24 protein-coding genes and 1 tRNA gene are annotated in these 23278 nt (G+C 68.9%); 17 read left to right on the plus strand and 8 right to left on the minus strand.

The genetic code is table 11. The annotated features are described in order from the left end of the window. Positions 1 to 133 precede the first annotated feature (133 nt). From gspJ to GGR47_RS12645, 13 genes are all read left to right on the plus strand, one after another. Positions 134 to 793: a type II secretion system minor pseudopilin GspJ gene (gene gspJ / locus GGR47_RS12585; protein WP_147034786.1), complete on the plus strand. Its 660-nt coding sequence runs from the start codon at positions 134 to 136 to the stop codon at positions 791 to 793. Continuing rightward, positions 783 to 1763, plus strand: a complete 981-nt coding sequence (gspK, locus tag GGR47_RS12590; protein ID WP_017979237.1) for a type II secretion system minor pseudopilin GspK — start codon at positions 783 to 785, stop codon at positions 1761 to 1763. Before gspJ ends, gspK begins: the two co-directional genes overlap by 11 nt. Then, positions 1760 to 2842, plus strand: coding sequence for a type II secretion system protein GspL (gene gspL, locus GGR47_RS12595; RefSeq protein ID WP_147034733.1), 1083 nt, complete (start codon positions 1760 to 1762; stop codon positions 2840 to 2842). Before gspK ends, gspL begins: the two co-directional genes overlap by 4 nt. Next, a complete protein-coding gene (gene gspM, locus GGR47_RS12600; protein WP_043059792.1) occupies positions 2839 to 3309 on the plus strand; it encodes a type II secretion system protein GspM in 471 nt (156 codons plus the stop codon). Before gspL ends, gspM begins: the two co-directional genes overlap by 4 nt. Further along, on the plus strand, positions 3306 to 4019 hold the full coding sequence (gene gspN, locus GGR47_RS12605) for a type II secretion system protein N (RefSeq protein ID WP_147034734.1): 714 nt from the start codon (positions 3306 to 3308) through the stop codon (positions 4017 to 4019). Before gspM ends, gspN begins: the two co-directional genes overlap by 4 nt. Positions 4020 to 4067: 48 nt before the next feature. After that, positions 4068 to 4144, plus strand: a tRNA-His gene (locus tag GGR47_RS12610). A 94-nt stretch (positions 4145 to 4238) separates the two neighbouring features. Beyond that, entirely contained in the window at positions 4239 to 5291 is a 1053-nt protein-coding gene (locus tag GGR47_RS12615) for a Glu/Leu/Phe/Val dehydrogenase family protein (protein WP_147034735.1), read from the plus strand. A gap of 138 nt (positions 5292 to 5429) precedes the next feature. After that, a complete protein-coding gene (gene ccmC, locus GGR47_RS12620) occupies positions 5430 to 6155 on the plus strand; it encodes a heme ABC transporter permease CcmC (RefSeq protein ID WP_147034736.1) in 726 nt (241 codons plus the stop codon). Positions 6156 to 6252: 97 nt separating this feature from the next. Further along, positions 6253 to 6699: a cytochrome c maturation protein CcmE gene (gene ccmE / locus GGR47_RS12625; protein WP_017979230.1), complete on the plus strand. Its 447-nt coding sequence runs from the start codon at positions 6253 to 6255 to the stop codon at positions 6697 to 6699. Then, complete coding sequence (locus GGR47_RS12630; RefSeq protein WP_147034737.1) at positions 6696 to 8612, plus strand: heme lyase CcmF/NrfE family subunit; 1917 nt, start codon at positions 6696 to 6698, stop codon at positions 8610 to 8612. Before ccmE ends, GGR47_RS12630 begins: the two co-directional genes overlap by 4 nt. Further along, entirely contained in the window at positions 8609 to 9127 is a 519-nt protein-coding gene (locus tag GGR47_RS12635; RefSeq protein ID WP_147034738.1) for a redoxin family protein, read from the plus strand. The genes GGR47_RS12630 and GGR47_RS12635 overlap by 4 nt, the downstream gene beginning before the upstream one ends. Beyond that, positions 9124 to 9534: a cytochrome c-type biogenesis protein gene (locus GGR47_RS12640; RefSeq protein WP_017979227.1), complete on the plus strand. Its 411-nt coding sequence runs from the start codon at positions 9124 to 9126 to the stop codon at positions 9532 to 9534. Before GGR47_RS12635 ends, GGR47_RS12640 begins: the two co-directional genes overlap by 4 nt. Further along, positions 9534 to 10166 carry a tetratricopeptide repeat protein gene (locus tag GGR47_RS12645; RefSeq protein ID WP_147034739.1) on the plus strand — a complete coding sequence of 211 codons (633 nt, stop codon included), beginning with the start codon at positions 9534 to 9536 and terminating at the stop codon, positions 10164 to 10166. The genes GGR47_RS12640 and GGR47_RS12645 overlap by 1 nt, the downstream gene beginning before the upstream one ends. On the opposite strand, the gene GGR47_RS12650 is transcribed toward GGR47_RS12645, so the two are convergent. Next, positions 10163 to 11602, minus strand: coding sequence for a phospholipase D-like domain-containing protein (locus tag GGR47_RS12650; protein WP_147034740.1), 1440 nt, complete (start codon positions 11600 to 11602; stop codon positions 10163 to 10165). The two genes, GGR47_RS12645 and GGR47_RS12650, sit on opposite strands and share 4 nt — an antisense overlap. Positions 11603 to 11769: 167 nt before the next feature. On the opposite strand from GGR47_RS12650, the gene GGR47_RS12655 reads away from it, so the two are divergent. Continuing rightward, positions 11770 to 12564 carry a Crp/Fnr family transcriptional regulator gene (locus tag GGR47_RS12655; RefSeq protein ID WP_147034741.1) on the plus strand — a complete coding sequence of 265 codons (795 nt, stop codon included), beginning with the start codon at positions 11770 to 11772 and terminating at the stop codon, positions 12562 to 12564. A gap of 7 nt (positions 12565 to 12571) precedes the next feature. On the opposite strand, the gene GGR47_RS12660 is transcribed toward GGR47_RS12655, so the two are convergent. From GGR47_RS12660 to GGR47_RS12685, 6 genes are all read right to left on the minus strand, one after another. Then, on the minus strand, positions 12572 to 13969 hold the full coding sequence (locus GGR47_RS12660; protein ID WP_147034742.1) for a sensor histidine kinase: 1398 nt from the start codon (positions 13967 to 13969) through the stop codon (positions 12572 to 12574). Further along, positions 13966 to 14685, minus strand: coding sequence for a response regulator (locus GGR47_RS12665; RefSeq protein ID WP_020486532.1), 720 nt, complete (start codon positions 14683 to 14685; stop codon positions 13966 to 13968). Before GGR47_RS12665 ends, GGR47_RS12660 begins: the two co-directional genes overlap by 4 nt. 85 nt (positions 14686 to 14770) lie before the next feature. Further along, entirely contained in the window at positions 14771 to 15289 is a 519-nt protein-coding gene (locus tag GGR47_RS12670; RefSeq protein ID WP_244304915.1) for an EF-hand domain-containing protein, read from the minus strand. A gap of 116 nt (positions 15290 to 15405) precedes the next feature. Further along, complete coding sequence (locus tag GGR47_RS12675) at positions 15406 to 15633, minus strand: hypothetical protein (RefSeq protein ID WP_017979220.1); 228 nt, start codon at positions 15631 to 15633, stop codon at positions 15406 to 15408. Between the two features lie 205 nt (positions 15634 to 15838). Continuing rightward, the gene (locus GGR47_RS12680) at positions 15839 to 16633 is read right to left on the minus strand and encodes a thioesterase family protein (protein WP_147034743.1); all 795 of its coding nucleotides are present in this window, start codon (positions 16631 to 16633) and stop codon (positions 15839 to 15841) included. A 64-nt stretch (positions 16634 to 16697) separates the two neighbouring features. Then, the gene (locus GGR47_RS12685; RefSeq protein ID WP_147034744.1) at positions 16698 to 17894 is read right to left on the minus strand and encodes an MFS transporter; all 1197 of its coding nucleotides are present in this window, start codon (positions 17892 to 17894) and stop codon (positions 16698 to 16700) included. 140 nt (positions 17895 to 18034) lie between these two features. On the opposite strand from GGR47_RS12685, the gene GGR47_RS12690 reads away from it, so the two are divergent. Both GGR47_RS12690 and GGR47_RS12695 read left to right on the plus strand, forming a co-directional pair. Then, positions 18035 to 19255, plus strand: a complete 1221-nt coding sequence (locus GGR47_RS12690) for an acyl-CoA dehydrogenase family protein (protein WP_147034788.1) — start codon at positions 18035 to 18037, stop codon at positions 19253 to 19255. 55 nt (positions 19256 to 19310) lie between these two features. Further along, positions 19311 to 20375, plus strand: coding sequence for an acyl-CoA dehydrogenase family protein (locus GGR47_RS12695; RefSeq protein ID WP_147034745.1), 1065 nt, complete (start codon positions 19311 to 19313; stop codon positions 20373 to 20375). A gap of 99 nt (positions 20376 to 20474) precedes the next feature. On the opposite strand, the gene GGR47_RS12700 is transcribed toward GGR47_RS12695, so the two are convergent. Next, a complete protein-coding gene (locus GGR47_RS12700) occupies positions 20475 to 21734 on the minus strand; it encodes a TetR/AcrR family transcriptional regulator (protein ID WP_147034746.1) in 1260 nt (419 codons plus the stop codon). A 156-nt stretch (positions 21735 to 21890) separates the two neighbouring features. Here GGR47_RS12700 and GGR47_RS12705 point away from each other — a divergent pair, with 156 nt between their 5' ends. Then, positions 21891 to 23156 carry an acyl-CoA dehydrogenase family protein gene (locus GGR47_RS12705; protein WP_147034747.1) on the plus strand — a complete coding sequence of 422 codons (1266 nt, stop codon included), beginning with the start codon at positions 21891 to 21893 and terminating at the stop codon, positions 23154 to 23156. Positions 23157 to 23278: the final 122 nt, after the last annotated feature.

Below are 23278 nucleotides of genomic sequence, written 5' to 3' on the forward strand. Positions count from 1 at the left end.
GCGGTCGCCCCTTTCCTGTCGTCACCCCGGACTTGGTCCGGGGTCCACTCCGCGGCGAGGGGGATGGCTGGAGGCACTTGCCGTCCCCGTGCGGCCCGGTGGACCCCGGACCAAGTCCGGGGTGACGGTGGTGGTGGGGCGATGTCACCGTCATCAGCAGGCGGGCTTTACTCTTGTCGAAGTCCTTGTGGCCCTGCTCATCTTCGGCCTGATTGCGGCGGCAGGCGTCGCGATCCTGACGTTCAGTGTCCGCGCGCAGACCGCCACCGGCGCGCGGTTCGACGATATCGCGGCGCTCAACCGCACCGCCGCGCTCATCGCGGGCGATCTGGGGCAGGCGATCGACCGGCCCGCGCGCGACGAGGCGGGCACGCCGCGCCCGGCCTTCACCGGCGAAAGCGACGGCCGGCTGGCGTTCGTGCGTGCAGGCTGGACCAATGTCGACGATGCGCCGCGCGCCAGCGCGCAGAAGGTCGCCTATCGCGTCGTCGATGGCACCCTGGAGCGCGTCGCCTATCCGATGATCGATGGCGCCGCGCCGTTGCCCGCGGTTGCGCTGCTCGGCAAGGTCGTCGGGGTCGGCGCGCGCTATCGCTACAAGGGCGCGTGGAGCGATCGTTGGGACGGCACGCAGGGCGCGCCGTTGCCGCAGGCAGCGGAGCTGACGATCCGGCGCACCGACGGCAGCGCGCTGCGGCTGATGCTGCTGGTCGGGTCGGGCTATGCCCCGGCCCAAGCGGGTGCGCAGCCCGGGCCCCAGCCAAGCCCGACGGGAACGCCCGGTGCCATCTGAGCGCGAGCGCGGCGCCGCGCTGCTCACCGTCCTGCTGCTCGTCGCGATCATCGCGGTGCTGGCGGGGGCTGCGCTGGAACGGTTGCGACTAACGACCCGGCTCGCCGGCAATGCGCTGGCGGGCGAGCAGGCGCGCGGCTTTGCGCGCGCGGCGGAGGCGCTGGCGACGTCGCGGATCACGACGATGCTGGGCGATGCGCCCGATCGCGTGACTCTGGCGGGCGGTTGGAGCGGGCGGCCGTTCGGCCTGCCATTGCCCGGCGGCGGGCTTGCCGTCGCGCGGGTTCGCGATGGCGGCAATTGCTTCAACCTCAACGGTCTGGTCAGCCGGCTTGCGCCCAACCTGTACACCTCATCGCAGAATTTCGCCCAGCGGCTGCAGTTCGTCCGGCTGATGCAGGCGATCGGCGTACCCAGCCAGGCCGCCGACCATATCGCCGCCGCCACGGCCGACTGGATCGACAGCGATGGCGACCAGCAGGGCAATGGCGCCGAGGACCCCGTCTATCTCGCTCGCAGTGTGCCCTATCGCACCGCGGGCACGCTGATGGCCGATCCCAGCGAGCTGCGCGCGGTGGATGGCGTGACGCCCGACATCTACGCGAAGCTGCGGCCCTGGATCTGTACCTTGCCCAAGGCGGAGCCGGCGACGATCAACATCAACACGCTGACGCCCGAACAGGCCCCGCTGGTCGCGATGCTGTTTCCCGGCACGCTCTCCGTCGAGGCTGCTCGCGGCATGATCCTGCGCCGGCCGCCCGACGGCTTCCGCGACGCCAGCACGTTCCTGAACCTCGCCGGCAACGGTGCCGCGCCGGAGGGCGGGGGCGGGCTGGGGGTCAAAACGACGTGGTTCGCGCTGGCGATCGACGTCAGCACCGGGTCCGCCCGATTGCAGGAAAGGGCGCTGATCGATGCAAGCCGTCTTCCCGCGCGGCTCGTGGCACGGCAATGGGGCGACGAATCATGACGACGCTGCTCTTCCTGCCCGCGGGCGACGCCCCCTATCGCTGGCTGCGCCTGGCCGAAGACGGTGGAATCGCCGAAGGCGAGGGGCTGCCTGCTGTCCCTGAGGAGCGCATCGTCGCGGTCGCACCCGCGCAGGACGTGACGCTGCACTGGGCGGACCTGCCCGCCCGCTCGCCCGCGCAAAGCATCGCTGCCGCGCGCCTGCTGGTCGCCGAGGCGAGTGCGACCCCGATCCACGAACTGCACGTGGCGGTCGGCGACGTGGAAGAAGGGAATGGCGAGCGGCCGATCGCCGTGGTGGGCAGCGCGGTGATGGCGGCCTGGCTGGCGGACCTTGCGGCCCTCGGAATCGACCCGGTCGCGATGGTGCCGGCGCCGCTGCTGTTGCCGCGCCCGGAGGAAGGCTATCTTCGCGCCACGGTCGGCGGGGCGGCGCTGGTGCGTGGCCGCACCTCCGGTTTTGCCGACGAAGCGCGGCTGACCGACCTCGTCGTGGGGGATGCCCCGATCGAGACGCTGCCGCGCAGCGCGCTCGATCCGGTGATCGCCACCGCCGCGGCGACGCCGCCGCTCGACCTGCGGCAGGGGCCGTTCGCGCGCCGGCGCCGCATCGGGATCGACTGGCCGCTGGTGCGGCGCCTCGCGGTGATGGGAGCCGGCATCCTCGCGCTGACGCTGGCGATCGATCTGGTGCGAATCGGCAAATACAGTTTCGGCGCGGATGCGATCGACGCGCGGACGGAAGCGCTAGCGCGAACCGGTCTGCCGCGCGGCGAGACGGTGACCGACGTCGACCGCCAGCTCGCCGAGCGGCTGTCGGCGGTGCGCGGTCCCGGCCTGGGCTTCAGCCGGACGGTGGCCGCAGTCTATGCCGCGGTCCGCGCTACGCCGGGCACGGAGCTGACCAGCCTCGATTTCCAGTCGAACGGCGCCTTGCGCATCGGCGTGGGTGCGGCGCGCGAATCGCTGCCCACTGACCTCAAGCGCGCGCTGGAGGCGGCGGGCTTCACCGTCACCGCCGGCACGTTCCAGTCGGCCAACGGAAGGGTGACGGGCGAGATGACGGTGACGCGGCCATGAGCGGCATCCGCAGCTGGTTCGCCGGCCGATCCCTACGCGAACGCCGGCTGATCCTGGTCATGCTCGCGCTCCTGGTCGTCACCATCCTGTGGGGCGGCATCATCCTGCCCGTCCGTGACGGCCTGTCGAGCGCGCGCGAGCGGTACGCCGATGCGGTCGTCCGGCTGGGCAGCACGCAGAATGCGGTCGACCTGATCCGCAGCGCCGGGCGACGCACGCCGATCGAGGGCAGCCTCGCCGACACGGTGCGGCGGCGTGCCGAGGCGGCGGGCTTCGCGCTCGCCACCGTCGACGAATCGGGTGCGGGCCGGGTGCATGCCACGATCACCGCGGCACGGCCGGCGGCGCTGGCCCGCTGGTTCGCCGGGCTGGAGGCGAGTGGCATCCTGATCGAATCGGCGGCGTGGCGCGACAATGCGGACGGCAGCGTCGGCGTCGATTTCGTCGCACGGGCGCGCGCGTCATGAGGCGGCTGAGACTCACCACCGGGCCGGCGGCGCTGTTCGGTGCGATGATGCTGGTAGCGTTGCTCGTCGTCCTCCCGATGCGGCTGGTGCTGGGCGCGGCCGGCGTCGGGGAGCAGGGTTTCAGCGCACGCAGCGTCACCGGCAGCGTGTGGGACGGTCGGCTGGTCGATGCACGGTTCGGCGATCTCGCGCTGGGCACGCTGGATGCCAGCCTGTCGCCGTTCGCGCTGCTGATCGGGCGCGCGCGCGTATCGGTCGAGGATCAGGCGGGGACGGTGCATGGCGCCTTCGTGCTCGGCCGCCATCTGCGCGGGATCGAGGGGATGACCGCAACCTTCCCGACCGGCAACGCCTTCGCGCCGCTGCCCGTCACCGCGCTGACGCTGGAAGACGTCAGCATCCGCTTTGCCGACGATGTGTGCGAACAGGCCGAGGGTCGGGTGCGAGCACGGCTGGTGGGCGAGGCGGCGGGAATCGCTTTGCCGACTGAGCTGACGGGCGTCGCGCGCTGCGACGGCAACGCCTTGCTGTTGCCGCTCGCCAGCCAGGCCGGGACCGAGGCGATCGAATTGCGACTAACCGGCGATGGCCGCTACTCCGCCGCGCTGCGCCTTGCGCCCGGCGACGACGGCGCAGCACAGCGGCTGGCGGCGACGGGCTTCGTCGCCGGGCCCGGCGGTTACCGACTTTCGGTCGAAGGACGCTTCTGACGGCCTTGACCGCCGCTACAGTGCCCGCTAGGGGCACCCGTCTTCGCGGCGACCGTAGTTCAATTGGTTAGAGCGCCGGCTTGTGATGCCGGAAGTTGCGGGTTCAAGTCCCGTCGGTCGCCCCATTTTCCCGCTCCTTTTCAGGGCCGCAGGGACTAGCCAAAACCGCTGGGAAACAATATTGCGGACATTCGCAATATTCGATCCATGGAGCAGGCGATGACCTCGGTGTGGGACCTTCCCGACTTTGACCATCATGAGGGCGTCCACGCCTTCACCGATCGCGAATCGGGCCTGCGCGCGATTATCGCGGTCCATTCGACCCACCTCGGCCCGGCAGCGGGTGGCGCGCGCTTCTGGCATTACGCTTCGGGCGACCTTGCCGTCACCGATGCGCTGCGCCTGTCGCGCGGCATGAGCTTCAAGAACGCCATGGCGGGCCTCGCGCTCGGCGGCGGCAAGGGCGTGATCCTGGCCGACAAGCCCGGTGCGATCATCCCCGAGGCGCAGCTCAAGGCGTTCGGCCACGCGGTCGAATCGCTCGGTGGCCGCTACGTCACCGCCGAGGACGTCGGCATGTCCGAAGCGCGCATGAAGGTAATCGCGGGCGAGACGAAGTACGTCAGCGGCCTGCCGGTCGAAAGCGGCGCGGCGGGCGGCGACCCCGGCCCGTACACCGCGCACGGCGTCTATCTGGGCGTCAAGGCGGCGGCGAAGCGCGGCCTCGGCACCGACGACATGAAGGGCGTGCATGTCGCGATCCAGGGCGTTGGCTCGGTCGGTGGCGGCCTTGCCAAGCTGCTGGCGAAGGACGGCGCGCGCCTGACGCTTGCCGACGTCGATGCGGCCCGTGCGGCGGCGCTGGCGGCGGAACTGGGCGGCGAGACGGTCGCAGCCGGTGCGATCCTCGGCGTTGAGGCGGATATCTTCAGCCCGAACGCGCTGGGCGCGATCCTGACCGAAGCGACCATCCCGACGCTGACCGCCAAGGTCGTCGCAGGCGGCGCGAACAATCAGCTCGCCACGCGCGAGGATTACGATCGCCTGCACGATCGCGGCATCCTGTATGCCCCTGATTACGTCATCAACGCCGGCGGCATCATCAACGTCGGCCTCGAATATCTGGGGCAGGGCGACGAAGCCGAAGTGATGGCGCGCATCGCCAAGATCCCGGCACGCCTGAACGAGGTGTGGGACGAAAGCGAACGCACCGGACGCCCCGCTGCCGAGGTCGCCGACACGATCGCGCAGCGCCTGATCGGCCGCGGCTGATAGGCCTCGGTTAATCGGCTTGGACGTTTTTGCCGACACCGGCGATGCGCTGCCGCCGGTGTTGGTCCAAAGACCGACGGCGCCGCTACAACCGACGGGATGACGGCGGCTGCAAAGCTGCTATGACACTGGGCGACTGTGCCGACCCTTCATGCCCTTGCCAATCCCGCCCGCTTCCTGAAGCTCGCCCGCGTGCTGACGCCGGCGCTGCTGTGGGCGGGCGTCGCGCTGATCGCGGTCGGCTGCTGGGCCGGCCTGACGCAAAGCCCGCGGGACTATCTGCAGGGGGACAGCGTCCGCATCCTCTACATCCATGTGCCTGCCGCCTGGCTCGGCATGGGCGGCTGGAGCGGCCTTGCGATCAGCAGCATCGCCTTTCTCGTCTGGCGGCATCCGCTGGCCGACGTGGCGGCGCGCGCGATCGCCTTGCCGGGGGCGATGTTCGCCGCCGTCTGCCTCGTCACCGGATCGATATGGGGGCGGCCGACCTGGGGGACGTGGTGGCAGTGGGACGGGCGGCTGACGTCGATGTTACTGCTGTTCTTCGTCTATTGCGGCTATATGGCGCTCGCCCGCGCCGATGCGGAACGCGGCGGCGATGGGCGTATTCCCGCTCTGTACGGCATTGCCGGCACCGTGTTGCTGCCGATCATCCGCTATTCGGTGATCTGGTGGAACACGCTGCACCAGGGGCCGTCGATCGGCCTCACCGGTTCGAGCATCGCGGGCAGCATCCTGTGGCCGCTGGGCTTTACGATGGCAGGCTTCACCGCGCTGTTCGCCGCGATCGTCCTGATGCGCATGCGGACGACGCTTGCGCGGACCAAGGCCGAAGCACGGATGCGGCGGATGGCGCGGGCATGAACCACTGGCCGTTCATCGTCGCGGCGTATGCCGTCACGCTCGGCGCGGCGGGTGCGCTGACGCTCGTCAGCTATATCGCGATGAAGCGCGCCGAGAAATGAAGGCGAAGCATCAACGGCTGACGCTCGTGCTGCTGGGCCTCGCCGCGGTGATCGCGGCGGCGCTGCTCGCCATGTCCGCGCTGAAGGATCAGGCGTCGTTCTTCTACGCGCCGTCCGACGTCGCCAAACAGGGCCTGCCGCTCGGTCGCGCGGTGCGCCTCGGTGGCATGGTGCAGGCCGGGTCGATCAAGCGGGCGCCCGACGGGGTGACCATCCACTTCGTCGTCGGCGACGGCATCGCGACCACCCCCGTCACCTTCGCCGGCATCGCGCCCGACCTGTTCCGCGAGCGCTCCGGCGTCGTCGCCGAGGGGCATTTCAACCCCGACGGCAGCTTCACCGCGACCAACCTGCTCGCCAAGCACGACGAAAAGTACATGCCGCCCGAACTCGCCGCAAAGGGCGGCAAGGCGATGCACGAGACGCGGACGCTGGAACCATGATCGCCGAGGTCGGCCTTGCCGCCTTATGGCTCGCGGCGGCGCTGGCGGCGTTGCAGCTGGCCCTGGGCGCGATCGGCCTGTCGCGTGGCGGTGCCGAGACGATCGCCGCGGTCCGGCTCGTCGCGATCGTGCAGGGCGCGCTGGCGCTGCTGGCGATGGCGGTGCTGATCGCGCTGTTCCTCGCGTCCGACATGTCGGTCAAGCTGGTGGTCGAGAACAGCCATTCGGCCAAGCCGTGGATCTACAAATTCGCCGGCGCCTGGGGCAATCATGAAGGGTCGATGCTGCTCTGGGTGACGATCCTGGGCCTTGCCGGCGGCGCGGTTGCGGTGCTGGAGCGGCGGCTGCCCGAACGCACATTGATCGCGACGCTTGCTGCGCAGGCGGGGATCGCGCTCGGCTTCTACGCCTTCCTGCTGTTCGCCTCCAATCCGTTCGCGCGGCTGCCGATGCCCGCGCGCGACGGCATGGGGCTGAACCCGCTGTTGCAGGACCCCGGTCTCGCCTTCCATCCGCCGACGTTGTACGTCGGCTATGTCGGCATTTCGGTCGCTTTCTCCTTCGCGGTGGGCGCGCTGATCACGCGGGACGTCGGTCCGGCGTTCGCGCGGGCGATGCGGCCCTGGGTGCTGGGGGCGTGGGTGTTCCTGACGCTCGGCATTACCGCGGGATCCTATTGGGCCTATTACGAACTCGGCTGGGGTGGCTGGTGGTTCTGGGACCCGGTCGAGAATGCCTCGCTGATGCCGTGGCTGGCCGCGACCGCCTTGCTCCATTCGGTGACGGTGCTGGCGACGCGCGATGGCTTGCGGGCGTGGACGGTGATGCTCGCCGTCGTCGCCTTTTCGATGTCGATGATCGGCACCTTCCTGGTCCGCTCCGGCATCCTGACCAGCGTCCACGCCTTTGCCGTCGATCCGGAGCGCGGCGCCTTCATCCTGGCGCTGCTCGCCATCTATATCGGCGGGGCGCTGGCACTGTTCGCGGCGCGGATCGGCACGGTGCGCGCGGGCACGACGTTCGAACTGGTCAGCCGCGAAGGGGGATTGGTTCTCAACAATCTGTTGCTGTCGGTCATCCTCGGCATCGTATTGATCGGCACGCTCTACCCGCTCGTCGCCGCCGGCTTCGAAGTCCAGCTGTCTGTGGGGCCGCCCTTCTTCAACAAGGCGGCGGGCCCGGTCGCGTTGGCGCTCGTCGTCGTCATGGCGGCCGGGCCACTGCTGCGCTGGCGGCGGGACAGCGCGAACGCGCTGCTCGAGCGGATGATGTGGCCGGTCGCGGCGGCGGGTTTCACCGGCGCCGGGCTGGTCGTGCTGGCACCGCCGGGCGTGCTGCCGCTGTTCGGCCTGTCGCTCGCCGCGGGATTGGCGGTGGCGAGCGTGCTGCCGCTGCTCGGCCGCAATCCGTGGCGCACGCCGCTGTTCACCTGGGGCATGGTCGTCGCGCATCTCGGCATCGCGGTGAGCCTTGCCGGCATGGCGTGCGATGCCGCCTATACGTCGGAGACGTTGGTCGCGGCGCGGGTCGGCCAGCCCGTCCATGTCGGTCCCTTCACCGTGCGGCTTCAGGGCGTCCGCCCCGTGATCGGCCAGAATTGGTCGGCGCTCGAGGCGCGGCTGAGCGCGATCCGCGACGAGGACACGGTGATCCTGCGCCCGCAATCGCGCTTCTTTTCCGACCCGGTCACCACCACCAGCGAAAGCGCGATCCTGACGCTGTGGGACGGCCAGCTCTATACCGTGCTCGGCCAGCCCGACACGCAGGGGCGCTGGCAGCTCAGGCTATGGTGGAAGCCGTTCGTGACGCTGATCTGGCTGGGCGGCGCACTGGTCGCCCTGGGCGGTGCCTTGTCGCTGATCGGTCGCTGGCGGCGCGAGCGGCGTAGCGCGCTGCGCGAGGGCGTGGCGTGAAGCGCTGGCTGCTCTGGGCGCCGCTCGCCGCGTTCGTCGCGATCGCGGTCGTGGTGGCGTTCGGCCTGTTCCGCCCCGCAGACCGCACCGTCCGCTCGGCGATGATCGGCAAGCCGCTGCCCGACGTCACCTTGCCCGCCATCGTTCCCGGCAAGCCCGGCAGCGGCGCGCTGACGGGCAAGCCGCGCCTGATCAACATTTTCGCGAGCTGGTGCATCCCCTGTATCGCCGAGGCGCCGCAGCTGATGCGTCTAAAGACCCTGGGCGTGCCGATCGAAGGCATCGCGATCCGCGACACCACGCCCGCGCTCACAGCTTTCCTGCGGCAGAACGGCGACCCCTATGCCAGTATCGGCGATGACCGGCAGAGCGCGGTGCAGCTGGCGCTCGGCTCGTCCGGCGTGCCGGAAAGCTTCGTGGTCGACGGGCAGGGGCGTATCGTCCTGCAACATGTGGGCGATATCCGTGCGAGCGACGTGGCGGGGATTACCGCCGCGGTGAAGGCGGCACGATGAGGGGCTGGGCAATCCTGCTCGCGGCTACGCTCGCCACGCCCGCGCTTGCCGATCCGACGACTCCGCCAGCGGCGCTCGCCGACACCCAACTGCGCGATCCGGCGCAGGAGGCGAAGGCGCGCGCGTTGATGGAGACGCTGCGCTGTGTCGTCTGTCAGGGCCAGTCGATCGCCGACAGCGACGCCAGCATGGCGGGCGACATGCGCGCGCTGGTGCGTAGCCGTATCGCCGCGGGGGAGACGCCGCAGGCGATCCGCGCGTGGCTGATCGAACGCTATGGCGATTACATCAGTTACGACCCGCCGCTGGGTGCAGCGACGGGCCCGTTATGGGCGGCGCCGTTGGTCTTGCTCGCCATCGGCATCGGGATCGCGCGGTCGAGCTTCCGGCGGCGGAGGCGCGACTGATGGGCTGGATCGCGCTTCTGCTGATCGCTGGGGCGAGCTTCGCGGCGCTCGTCGCGCTGCGCGTCGACCGACGGCTATGGTCGATGGTCGGCGCCGCGTTGATGCTCGGCGCGGCAGGCTATGCGTGGCAGGGCAGTCCGATGCGGCCCGGCGCCGCGCCGCGGAGCAATGCGGCGCTGCAAGCCGATGATCCCGAACTCGTCACGCTGCGCGATGCGATGTTCGGCCGCTTCACCGCCGATGGCACCTATCTGATCGCGGCCGACGCGCTCGCTCGGTCCGGCGACCGACGGTCTGCGGTGATCGCGCTTTTGGGCGGGATCAACCGCTATCGCAGCAGCGCGATGCTGTGGACCGCGCTGGGTACGACCATGGCCGCGCATGACCGCGACGTGGTGTCGCCGCCCGCCCTCTTTGCGTTCCAGCAGGCGATGCGCCTCGCACCCGATCATCCGGGGCCGCGATTCTTCCTGGGGCTCGCCTATATCCGCGCGGGCGAGTTTCAGCTGGCACGGCGCTATTGGGCGCAGGCGCTCGCGCTGACGCCGGAGCGAGCATCCTATCGCAAGGATATTGCCGTCCGGCTCGCCTTGCTCGACCGCCTGCTCGCCCGGCAGGCGCCCGCGCGCTAGCGTCGTTTCAGCCGCCCGCGGAACAGCCCGCGGTGGGTGGTCGCTTCGAACATCTCGCCCGGTCCTTCGGGGTCCAGAATCTCATTGTCGGCCAGCCATTCCTGCACGCCGTCCAGGTCTGGCACCTCATAGGGCCGCAGCGATCGGCCGGGGCCCCGCAGCCGCTCGATCGTTGCGATCAGTGAGCCCGTCTCGGCGATCGTCGCTGCCACCGTGGCGGGGGATGCGCCTAGATGCTCGGCCATCAGGTCGGCACGGGCATCCGCGATGGTTGCCTCCAGTCCGCGGCCGGGATGCCGGGCCGCATCCACGACGACGTCGCATTCGGTATCGAGCCGCAGCGAGCGATTGTTGATGTTCGCCGATCCGATCCGCAACTGCGTGTCGTCGATGATCGTGATCTTGGCATGGCAATAGATCGCCGTGCCGCCTTGCGTGAAGGGATGGTACAGCCGCAGCCGCCCGTGCCGGTCGCGCCGCCGCAGCGTTTCGACCAGCCGGGCGCGCGCCGTGTCCATCGCGATCGGCTCCAGCCAGCCTTGCGCGGTCAGCGGATTGACGATGACGATCTCCAGGCCGTCCTCCTCATCCAGCCGCGCCGCGATCGCCTCCGCAATGCGGCGCGAGGCGAAATACTGGCTTTCGCAATAGATGTGTCGGCGTGCGGCCCGGATCTGGTCGAGGAACAGCGCTTCCACCTCGGTCACCGGCGCCTCTCCCGGCATCTCGGGCTGGCTGCGCGCGATGCCGACGTCGACGTTCTCGAACGTCGGCGCGAGCGAGCCCGGCCAGCAGGACACCTCGCCTTCGACCGGCGCCAGCCGATGCGTCGTCGCAAGTCGCCAGCGGTTGCGGCACAATTCGGCGAGCGCCGCCGCGGCCGGGCCGGTGATCGCGGTCGTCGCATCGTGCCACGGCTTGTAGAGCCCGCCGCCCGGCAGGCGCCGTCCGGGATCGTCGTCGCGATGCGCACGCGTGTCCCAGCGTTCCGCGGTCATGTCGATCCCGCCGCAAAAGGCAAGGCAGTCGTCGATCGAGACGATCTTCTGGTGATGCGACGATCCGGTCGGGTGATGGGCGTCGAGCTTCACGTGGATGCGCGGATGCCGTGCCCACTTCCACACGGTAAACAGCGTCTTGCCGCGAAAGATCGACTTCAGCGCGCCGATGTCCCAGCGCAGCAGATACAGCTCCAGCTCCGGATTGCGCTCGACGAGCCAATAGAGGATATCGCCGACCGTCTCCGGCCCGTCGACCTCCACGCCGTCGCCCACCAGCGGGATGCGCGCGTCGAAATCCCAGCCGACCAGCATGATGCGCTTCTTCGCCGCGGCGAAGGCTTCGCGGGCGACGCCGAAATAACGGTCGGCATCGACGATCACCGACAGGCGGTTCGCCCGCTCGATCCGCCAGACATTGCGATCCGGTTCGAGCATTTGGCCATATCCCCCTGTTTTATATGTCACGCACCCCATGCGGCATACGGGCATCGCGGATCAACTGTTCCGCCCTCGCATCGAAACGGGGGGAGGGGGCAAGTGTTCCGAAAACAGCTGCGGTCGATCTGGGAACGTTACGCCCCCGATCCGTGTTTGACAGGGTCATGATCGATGATGCTGTTCGCGCCTTGCCCCGATCTGACGCGCTCGGGCGCTTTCCCCTCACCGGCCGCTTCCTGATGGGGCGGGGGCGCGAGCGCCTTTCGATCGAGGAGCAGCGCATCCTGGAAGATGCCGTCCAGACGGTGAAGGACTTCCCCGCGCGCCAGCATCTGGTGCGCCGGGGCGAGCGGCTCAAACAAAGCATGTTGCTCGTCGACGGCTATATCACCCGCTACATGGACGATCGCGAAGGGTATCGGCAGCTGGTGTCGGTTCACGTGCCCGGTGACTTCGTCGATCTGCACGGTTTCCCGACCGGGCGGCTCGATCACGATATTGGCACGCTGGGGCCGGTAAAGGTGGCGCTCTACGATCACCAGACGCTCACGGCGATCACCGACCGGCATCCGCATCTTACGCGGGTGCTATGGTTCTCGACGCTGCTCGACGCGGCGATGCACCGGGAATGGATTTTCCGGCTCGGGCGACTGGGGGCCGACGGGCGGCTGGCGCATTTCTTCTGCGAACTGAATGCCCGTCTGACCATGGTGGGGCTGGCGCAGGCCGGGCGGTTCGAGCTGCCGCTGACCCAGCCCGATCTGGCGGAGGCGTGCGGCCTGACCGGCGTCCACGTCAATCGCGTGTTGCGTGATCTGCGTGAGCGCAACCTGCTGGTTTTCCGCAACGGTCACGTCGAAATTCTCGATCTGAGCGGTCTTGCCGCCGTCGCCGAATTCGAAAGCGATTATCTGTATTCCGACATGGGGAATTGGGCGACCGCCGTACCGCAGGTCTGACGGCGGATCAGCGCGGCAGCTCGATCGTCGCGCACAGGCCGCCGCCTGCGCGGTTCGTAAGCCGTATCTCGCCGCCGGCTTCTCGCACGATCGTCTGGGCGAGCGCGAGGCCCAGCCCGATGCCGCCGGTATCGCGGTTGCGCGAGCTTTCCAGACGGGTGAAGGGCGCGAAGACGTCGCCCAGCCGCGTTTCGGGGATGCCCGGCCCGCGGTCGCCCACCTCGATCGCGACGCGCTGCGGCTCGGCGATCAGCCGTACCTCGGCACCGCCACCATATTTCACGGCGTTCTCGATGAGGTTGCGGATCGCGCGGCGGATCAGCGAGGGGCGCAGCCGCATGCGCAGCCGCTCGGCCTCGTCGAACGATACGTCCTGACCCAGATCGCGAAAATCCTCGACCACGGCATCGACCAATGCGGCAAGATCGACCTCGGTGACGGGTTCGCTGGGCCGGCCCATGCGTGCCAGCGACAGGATATCGTCGAGCGTCCGGTTCATTTCGGCGATCGTCTCGCTCATCCGGGCGCGATCGGTGTCGTCCTCGACCGATTCGACCCGGACGCGCAGCGCGGCGAGGGGGGTGCGAAGGTCATGGCCGATCGCGCCCAGCATCCGGTCCTTTTCGTCGAGCATCGCGGTGACGCGCGTCTGCAACTGGTTGAACGACTGGACCAGGCCGGTGATGTCGGCCGGCCCGCGCACGGGCACCGGCACCACGCCTTCGCCACTGCGCCCGAATCGCTCGGCCGCAGCGGTCAGTTCGCGCAACGGCCGCGAGATCCGTCGCGCGATCCACAGCACCGGCAACAGCACGACCGCGTACAGGATCAACGTCTGCGCGAACAAACGCCAGAACAGCCGGATGCCGCCATTGTCACCCCAGGCGACCGTCAGCGCCAGCCACCCGTGGCCCGGCTGCTCGATCGCGACCAGCAGCGCGGCTTCCGGCCGCTCGACGTGGCGGCGATAGCGGCCCGGCCGCATCGGATTGCGCGCCTGCCATGCGTCGTCGATCGCGGCCCAGGGACGCACGCCGGTATCGATCCGCCCAACTTCCATCCCTTGTTCGCGCAGCTGGTCGCGCAACTCGTCGGCAAAGGCGGGCAGGCGCGGCAGGTCGGCCGGGATCGCGTCGCCATCGGCACGCCGTACGCGGCCGCGGTCGCGCAGGATCGGCCGCAGCCCCTGCGCCTCGCGTTCGACCGCATCGGCGATGCGGATCGCGACGGGCCGTGCCGCCTGCGCGAGCCGGAACTGCGCGCGGTCCCGCAGCGCCAGTCCGAAATTCACCGCCTGCGCCACGAACAGCGCCAGCGCGATCAGCACGGCCATCTGCCCGGCAAGACTGCGCGGCCACAGCCGCCGTCTGGCGCGCGGCGCCGCCGCCGCAGCGGGCTGCGTCACAGCCGCGTCACTTCCGCGGCCAGCGTATAGCCACCGCCCCAGACGGTCTTGATGATATCGGGAGTCTTGGCGTCCGCTTCGATCTTGCGGCGCAGGCGGCTGACCTGGTTGTCGATGGCGCGATCGAACGCCGCGGCCTCGCGGCCCTGCGTCAGGTCGAGCAGCTGGTCGCGCGTCAGCACCTGCCGCGGCCGCGTCACCAGCGCCAACAGCAGATTATATTCCCCGGTCGACAGCGGCACGCTGACGCCCTCGCGATCGACCAGCGAACGCTCGCCCGTCTTCAGCACCCAGCCGGCGAAGGCATAGGAGCCGCTTTCGGGTGCATGCTGCCGCGCGCCGCCCGCGGTCAGCCGGCGCAGCACCACCTTCACCCGCGTTGCGAGCTCACGGGGCGAGAAGGGCTTGGTGACATAATCGTCCGCGCCCATTTCCAGCCCGACGATCCGGTCGGTCTCCTCGGCCTTGGCGGTCAGCAGGATGACGGGCGTGTCGCTGGTCGCGGCGATATGCCGGCACAGCGACAGGCCATCCTCGCCCGGCATCATCACGTCGAGGATGACCAGATCGATCGCATAGGCCGCCAGCCGCATCCGCGCACTTTCCGCATCGGCGGCCTGGGTCACGCGAAAGCCCTGTTTGGTAAGATATTGCGCCAGCGGCTCGCGGATCGAACGCTCGTCATCGACGAGCAGCAGGTGCTGCATGTCTCCCATAAGCTCCGGCTCTGCCACGCGAATCGTCTCCTGCAAAGCCGGACGGTCCGATCGGGACCGCCCGGCGCTTGCCGTCAGAATACGCTTATTGCGCGTCCGGCGTGCCGGCGGGCTGGCTCGCGTCGGGCGCAGCGCCGCCACGGCGACCGTGATGCATCGCGGAGCGCGCCGCCGCCATTTCGGTCGCGTCGAGCTTGCCGTCGTGGTTCGTGTCCATCCGGTCGAAGCGCGCACCCGCGCGGGCCGTGGCGTCGGCGCGGGTCAGGGTGCGACCACCATTGTTGCCACCGCGGTTCATCGCCGAAGCGTCGCCGGTGCCGCCACCGCGCTTGGCCCACATCGCAGCGCGCGCCGCGGCGCGTTCGTCGGGCGTGACGGTGCCATCATGATTGGTATCCATCGCGTCGAAACGCGCCTGCGCCTGCGCGATCACTTCCGCGCGCGTGACGGTGCCGTCGCCATTGGCGTCGGCGCGCATCATGCCGCCATGCGGACGCGCGACGGCATTGGGGGCAGGAGCGGGGGCCTGTGGCGCGGTCTGCGCCGTCGCAGCCGTTGCCAGCAGGCCGCCCACCGCCATCATCGAAATCAGAGCTGTACGCATCGTCCTGGTCTCCAGGGGGCGGGGCCAACCCCCGCCCGACGATGCGCCTTGTCGATCAGCTCTGTCGCGCGGTCATGTCGGCCGCGCGGATTTGTGTCGCAAACTGTCGCAGCGGCTCAGTGCTGCGCGGCCGCCTTGGCCTGCGCCTTTTGCGCGCGTGCCTGCTTGGCATAATGGTGGTGCATGGCGGCACAGCCCGCCGCGGCACCGAGCATGGCGTGACCCTTGCCGACGAAATGACCGGCTGCCGCGCCGGCGGCGGCACCGCGCAGACACCCCTTGGCCAGAGCGGGCTGGGCAGAGGCCATCATCAGCGGAATGGCGATAAAGGCAAGCTTACGCATCGTGCATTCTCCACATCGAAGAGCTGCAATATAGGGGAGCCGCCGAGTCCTGTCCCGTGAACAATAGTTCACCTTTCCGTCAGATAACCGGCGCTTAAGACAAGGGGCGTCACCTGTGTCGAACGCTGGGATGCGGCAGGTTTAGTATCAATAGTGGAAACCTACCGGGTGCAGGGCAGGATTGCTTCATCGGCGCAGAGGGCGATCAGGCAAAGACCGCCACGCTCTGCATCTGATCCGCGATCGCCGTGCCGTCGGCGGACCAGATCCCCATCCGCTGGCTGGAACTGCCGTCGCGCGCATGCCCTGCCACCGCCTGCAGCAGCCACCAGCCATCCTGTGTCACTGGCGCATCGGACAGCAGATTCAGCTGCCACGTCATCGAGCTGACCGGCGCCGGCCCGCCGAGCAGCTTCATCGCGGCGGGCGGCAGGCAGTCGGCGACCGCCATCAGCTCGACCATCGGATGCAGCCCCTCGCGGTCCTTCAGCCGGACCCAGCGCAGCCACTCCGCAGGGCCGGCGCCGGGCGCATCGACCAGCTCGAAATTGCCGGTGAAGGGCACGGCGGGATGGCCGCGCAGGATCCGGTCGTCGGGTCCGGGCGGCGATACCGCCGGGCCGGCCGGGGCGCGCTGATCGAGCCGCGACGGCACCGGCCCCATGAAGACGAAGGTCGCGCGCAAGCCCAGGCCCGCCTCGCTCGTCACGTCTGCCTGGACGAAGGCGGCGTTGCGTCCGCGCCGCAGACGCTCGGCACGGATCGTGATCGCGCCGCTCAGCGGGCCGATGAACGCGACCAGCGCCGAGCGCAGCGGGGGCAGATCGCTGTCCGATGCCATGGCGGCATGCAAGGCGAGCGCCGACGACAGGCCGCCATACGCCGTGCGGCCCTGCAACCAGTTATCCGGCACGACGCCCGTCCAGCCGCCCGCGTCCGGCTGCAAACCGGCGATAATGTCGCGTAAAGGGACGAGGGCGGGGTCGGTGGTCGGGCTCATCGGCGTAGGCTAGGGCAAGGTCCGCGCCGACGCCATACGCAATGTTCGAAATCGCCCGGCATCATCACCCGGCCGCCCGCACCCGCGTCATCACGATGGCACCCGCCGCCAGCGCCAGCACGCCCGCGATGACGAAGGATGCGCCGGGAAACCCGTGGGCGAGGCCCCAGGCGAGCACCTGCGTCAGCAGCAGCGGCGCGACGATCGCCGACACGCTGCCCATCGCGCCCAGTCCGCCCTGCAACTGCCCCTGCCGCGATGCGTCGACCATGCGTGACACCATGGCCTGCATCGCCGGCATGGCGAATCCATCGAAGGCGCTGACGGCGAACAGCACATAGACCTGCCACCCCTGGGTCACGCCGCCGAACGCCAGGAACGACAGGCCGGCCGCGGTCAGCCCGATCAGCAGCGCGCGCCGCTCCCCCAGCCGCGCGATGGCCGGCCCGGTCAGTCCACCCTGCACGATCGTCGCCACCACGCCGACAAAGGCGAGGCTCCAGCCGATCGCCTTGGCATCCCAGCCGAGCTGCGCGGTGGCCCAAAAGCTCCAGGTCGCCGGATAGACCATGTGCGCCAATTGCCACAGAAACATCGCGATCAGCAGCGGCGCGGCATTGCCAGCGTGGAACAGCGGCCGGAACGCCCCGATGACATGCGCGTCGCGCAGGCGGAACGGCCGCCGGTTCTCGGGCGCCAGCGTCTCCGGCATCGCCACCAGCATCACGACCGCATTGACCAGCGCCAGCAGCGCCGCTGCGACGAACGGCGCCCTGGGCCCCCATAGCGAGAACAGTCCGCCCAGCGCCGGGCCGATGATGAAGCCCAGGCCGAACGCCGCGCCGATCAGTGCAAAGGTGCCGCCGCGCTTGTCGGGCGGCGTCACGTCGGCGATCACCGATCCGGCAGGGCCATAGACCGCGCCCGCAATCCCGGCGATCGCGCGTCCGGCAAACAGCCAGCCGACGCTCGGCGCGACCGCCATCACCGCATAATCCAAGCCGAAACTCACCATCGAGGCGATCAGCACCGGCCGCCGCCCGAACCGATCGGACAGATTGCCGAGCACCGGCCCCGCAAAGAATTGTGCGCCAGCATAGACGACGAGCATCCACCCGGCGATCCGCGTCGCCTGTTCGATGTCCGTCTCGCCCAGGCTGCGCAGCAGCGCGGGGAAGACGGGCGCGACGATGCCGAAGCCGATCGTGTCGATCAGGACCGCTGCCAGCGCGATCGGCTCCGCCTTATGCTCGAACCGCATGCCCCACTCCCCACACGTGTCGGCGCTCTTGTGCCGCAAGCCGCGCGCCAAGCCAATGCGGGGCTTTGCACGCCCGATCATTCATGGCATGGCTATCCGCAGCATACCCGATCTTCAGATTCGGGATCAGGAGAGACATGATGGCGACTGCCCTCACCGCCGACGCCCCCACCGATCCGCTCGACGCCTTCCGCACGGAGGCCCGCGATTGGCTGGCTGCGCATTTCCCCAAGGCCCTGGCGCATAAGGATGGCGGCATGTCTGCCGTCGAAGGCCCGCACGATCCCACGCCCGACGAAGCCGCCTGGACGAAGGCGATGGGCGAGAAGGGGTGGGGCGTCCCCACCTGGCCCGCGCAATATGGCGGCGGTGGCCTCAGCCGGGCCGAGGCGCGCGTGCTGCAAGAGGAAATGGCGCGGATCGGCGCGTGGAATCCGATCGGCGGCATGGGCGTGATGATGTTCGGCCCGACGCTGCTCGAATATGGCACAGAGGCGCAGAAGCAGGAGCATATCCCCGCCATCGCGCGCGGCGAGGTGCGCTGGTGCCAGGGCTATTCCGAACCCGGCGCCGGCTCCGATCTCGCGTCCTTGCAGACCTTCGCCGAGGACAAGGGCGACCATTATCTCGTCAACGGGCAGAAGACCTGGACGTCCGGCGGCCAATGGGCCGACAAATGCTTCGCGCTCGTCCGCACCGACAAGACGAAGAAGCATGAAGGCATCAGCTTCCTGCTGATCGACATGGATGCCCCCGGCGTCGAAGTGAAGCCGATCCGCCTGATTTCCGGCTCGTCGCCCTTCTGCGAAACCTTCTTCACCGACGTGAAGGTGCCGAAGGAAAACCTCGTCGGGCATGAAGGCGAAGGCTGGACGATCGGCAAGCGCCTGCTCCAGCACGAACGCTCCAGCCTGTCGGGTGGCGGCGGCTCGGCCGGGCGGCTGCTCGCCGGCAAGCCGCTCAGCGAGATCGCCAAGGCCTATCGCGGCACCGACGAACAGGGCCGCATCGCCGATCCCGACCTGCGCACCCGCATCATCCGCCACGAAATGGACGTGCGCGCCTTCGTCCTGACGCTGCGCCGCGCTGCGGCCGAGGCGAAGTCGAACCAGGGACCGTCCGCCGCGACCTCGATCATGAAGAACGTCGGCGCGCGCATCACGCAGGACCGCGCCGAACTCGCGATCGAAATCATGGGGATGAATGGCCTCGGCTGGGAAGGCGAGGGGTTCACCGACGACGAACTGGCGCAGACCCGCACGTGGCTGTGGGGCAAGGCGGTGTCGATCTACGGCGGCAGCTCCGAAATCCAGAACAACATCGTCGCCAAGCGCATCCTCGGGATGCTGGACCACCAGTAACCGGCACCAATAACCGCCACCAACACCCGCGCACCCAAACTCAGGAGCTCACGGCATGGCCGTCCTCACCGAAGAACAGACGATGCTGCGCGACATGGCGCACGAATGGGGTGACAACGAATCCCCGGTCACCGCCTTCCGCCGCCTGCGCAATGCCGCGCCCGCGGAAGGGTTCGACGTCAACGCCTGGGGCGACATGGGCCAGATGGGCTGGGGCGGGATCGTCGTGCCCGAAGCGCATGGCGGCTCGGAACTCGGCTATCTGTCGCTCGGCATGGTGATCGAACAGCTCGGCCGCACGCTCGTCGCGCATCCGCTTGGCTCCACAGGCCCGGCGGCAACGGCGATCGTGCTCGGCGACAGCGACGCCGCCAAATCCGAATGGCTGCCGCGCATCGCGAGTGGCGAGGCGGTGGCGACGCTCGCCATCGACGAAGGCCCGCTCCACGGCGGCCCCATCGATACCCGCGTCGAGGACGGCCGCCTCACCGGCACCAAGGCGTTCGTTGCGGAGGGGGACAGCGCCGCGGCCTTCGTCGTCGCCGCCGCCGATGGTCTGTATCTCGTGGCGGGCGACGAGGGCGTCACCCGCTCCACCCGCCGCATGGCCGATGCACGCAGCCATGCCGAAGTCCGTTTCGACAAGGCTCCGGCGACCCGGCTCGGCGGCACGGACCTTACGGCCAACATCGTCGACCACGCCACCGCGCTGGTCACCGCCGAAATGCTCGGCCTCGCCGAACAGGCGTTCGCCACCACCAACGATTATCTCAAGACGCGCGTCCAGTTCGGCCAGCAGCTCAGCACCTTCCAGGCGCTGCAGCACCGCATGGCCAAGATGCTGACCGAGCTCGAACTCATGCGATCGGTGGTGGAGGGGGCGCTGGAGGCGATCGATGCGCGCCGCAGCGACCTTTCGCAGAGCGTCAGCCTCGCCAAGGCGGTGGCGGGCGATACATTGCGCCTCGTCAGCCGCGAAATGATCCAGCTGCATGGCGGCATCGGCATGACCGACGAACATGACGCCGGCTTCTACATGAAGCGCGCGGCGGTGCTGGAGGCGATGTGGGGCAATGCCGCCTTCCATCGCGAACGCTTCGCACAGCTCGCCGGCTATTGACGGATACGGGGCGGCCGATGCGCCGCCCCGCCCAATATTTGCGCCCCGGTCTTCCGCGCGTCCGTGCTTGCGTCGCGTAGGTCGCTGCGGGGCTAACGCTCACGCGTCGTGAAGGGCGCGGTCGTCGAACAGGCCAAAGAACAAGGTCGAGGCATACATCGCCACCGCGCGTTCGCGTGGCATCGTTCCCGCCCATTTCCGCATATCGAATGCCGCGTTCTGCAGGGCCATCAGCGCCTGCGCCGCCACCAGCGCATCGACCGGGCGGATCGATCCTTCGGCGATGCCATCCATCATCGTGCCCGCGAAGCGCCGCGCGATCCGGTTGGATCGGTCGACCATCGCGGTCCGCACGATCGCCGGCAGGCCCGACAGCGCCGTCGTCCGCAGCAGCGGTGCGCGCTCGGCGAACTGCACGTCCAGCAGCGTCGCGATCGTGCTCGACAGCCGCTGCCAGTGGCTGCCGCCGGTCTCATCCGCCAGTCGCTGCGCATCGCTGATCGTGTCGAAGCTGCGCCGATAGCAGGCGATGACCAGATCGTCCTTGGCGTCGAGGTGATGGTAGAAGCTGCCCTTGGTGACGTTCAGCTCCGCCGCGATCCGCTGCACCGATGCGCCCCGATAGCCCAGTTCGTTGATCAGCCGCGTCGCCGCCAGCAGGAAGGCCGCGCGCCCCGGCTCGGTCTCTTCATGGCTCAGATCGATCGGCTGGGGCGCCCAACGCGCGTGCGGCGCGGCGATGCCATGTTCGAACACGTCCATCAGCCGCGCTTCGATCCGATCGTATTGATCCGGTTCGTAGCGCAACACCCAGATCGGCAGCCAGAAGGTGTTTTCCAGCAGCACGTGCGCCCGCGCACCGAACAGGTCCGTCTCCGCGCGGCTGGCGGCAGGGCCCCATAGGGAGCGCGTGCGCCGGAACACCTCGCGCCAGCGATTCAGCAATCGGGTACGGTTTGGCTCCTCGCTGGCGCGCAGGTCGGACAGGACCGCCATCGCGCGATCCTCGCCGCGCTGCACGCGCGCCAGCCTGTCCATGATGAGGCCAAGGTAGCGGCGCACGCGTGCCTGCGGCGTCGGTTGGGCGAGTGCATCGTCCAGCATGGCGAGCAGCTGGTCGAGCGTATGTTCGAACGCCGCCGCCGCCAGGTCTTCCTTGCGCTTGAAATAATAGGTGACGCTGGTCGTGTTCAGCCCTACGCGGCGCGCCACGTCGGCGAAGGTCATGCCCTTCGCGCTCTGTTCGTTGATCGCCTCCGCTGCGGCGGACAGGATCGCATCGCGCTTCGCCCGGAAGCGCTTGGTGCCCTGTTCCTCCGCCCCGACGGTTTCGTCGGCATCCGCCCCCGTTTGTTCCATCCGGCCAGTCTATCAATGCCGCTTTCGAAGAAACAGTGTTTTCTTGGGGTGTCCGGCGTCAGGCGTGAAAAAGCCATCGGAAGCGGGCGGATGGGACTTTACCGAATGTACGGTACGGCCTAGACCTCTGCCAAACATACGTTGGAGAGACGCCCCATGGACTTCACCCTGAGCGAGCGGGAAACCTATTTCCGCGACCGCGTCCGCCAGTTCATCGATTCGGAAATCCGCCCCCGCCAGGCCGAACATGACGCGCAGGAGCATGAGGGCGAGCGCTGGAAGGTGATCCCGGTCATCGAAGAGTGCAAGGCGAAGGCGAAGGCCGCCGGCCTGTGGAATTTCTTCATGCCGCCCAACTCGGGCCAGACCCATGTCGACGACACGTTCGCGTTCGAAGGCACGCAGCTCACCAACCTCGAATACGCCCTGTGCGCCGAGGAAATGGGCAGGATCGGCTGGGCGTCGGAAGTGTTCAACTGCTCTGCGCCCGACACCGGCAACATGGAGGTCTTCCACCGCTACGGCACGCGCGAGCAGAAGGAGCAATGGCTGCGGCCGCTGATGAACGGCGACATCCGCTCCGCCTTCCTGATGACCGAGCCCGCCGTTGCCTCGTCCGACGCAACCAACATCGAAACGTCGATGGTCCGTGACGGCGATCATTACGTCATCAACGGCCGCAAATGGTGGTCGTCGGGCGTCGGCGATCCGCGCTGCAAGGTCGCGATCGTGATGGGCAAGACCGACACCTCGGCCAAGCGCCACCAGCAGCAGAGCATGATCCTGATGCCGATGGACGCGCCCGGCGTCACCATCGAACGCATGCTGACCGTCTATGGCTATGACCATGCGCCGCACGGCCATGGCGAGGTGGTGATGAAGGACGTGCGCGTGCCGGTCGAGAACGTGCTGCTCGGCGAAGGCCGCGGCTTCGAGATCGCGCAGGGGCGGCTTGGGCCGGGCCGCATCCACCATTGCATGCGCACCATCGGCGTCGCCGAAACGGGGATCGAGGCGATGGCCAAGCGCCTGCTCAGCCGCGTCGCGTTCGGCAAGCGCATCGCCGATCATTCCGTGTGGGAACAGCGGATCGCCAAGGCGCGCATCGACATCGAAATGACGCGCCTTCTGTGCCTCAAGGCCGCGGACATGATGGACAAGGCCGGCAACAAGGCCGCGCAGCTCGAGATCGCGATGATCAAGGTTGCCGCGCCGACGATGGCGCTGCAGATCCTCGACGACGCGATCCAGGCGCATGGCGGCGGCGGCGTCAGCCAGGACTTCCACCTCGCGCATGCCTGGGCGGCCCTGCGCACGCTCCGCTTCGCCGACGGGCCGGACGAGGTTCACAACCGCGCCATCGCCCGCGCCGAATTCGGCAAATATGGCGACTATGCCGCGGAGCGCCCCGCGCGCGCCTGATCGACACGACCCTCACCCTTCCGGCGCTGCGCGCCTCCCTCCCTCTCCCAGCGGGAGAGGGAAGAGACGGCGAAGCCGGCGATAGGGTGAGGGCCGGTGCGAACGGCCTCTTGTTATAGGAC

The organism is Sphingomonas aquatilis (assembly GCF_014196115.1).
GTDB lineage: Bacteria > Pseudomonadota > Alphaproteobacteria > Sphingomonadales > Sphingomonadaceae > Sphingomonas > Sphingomonas aquatilis.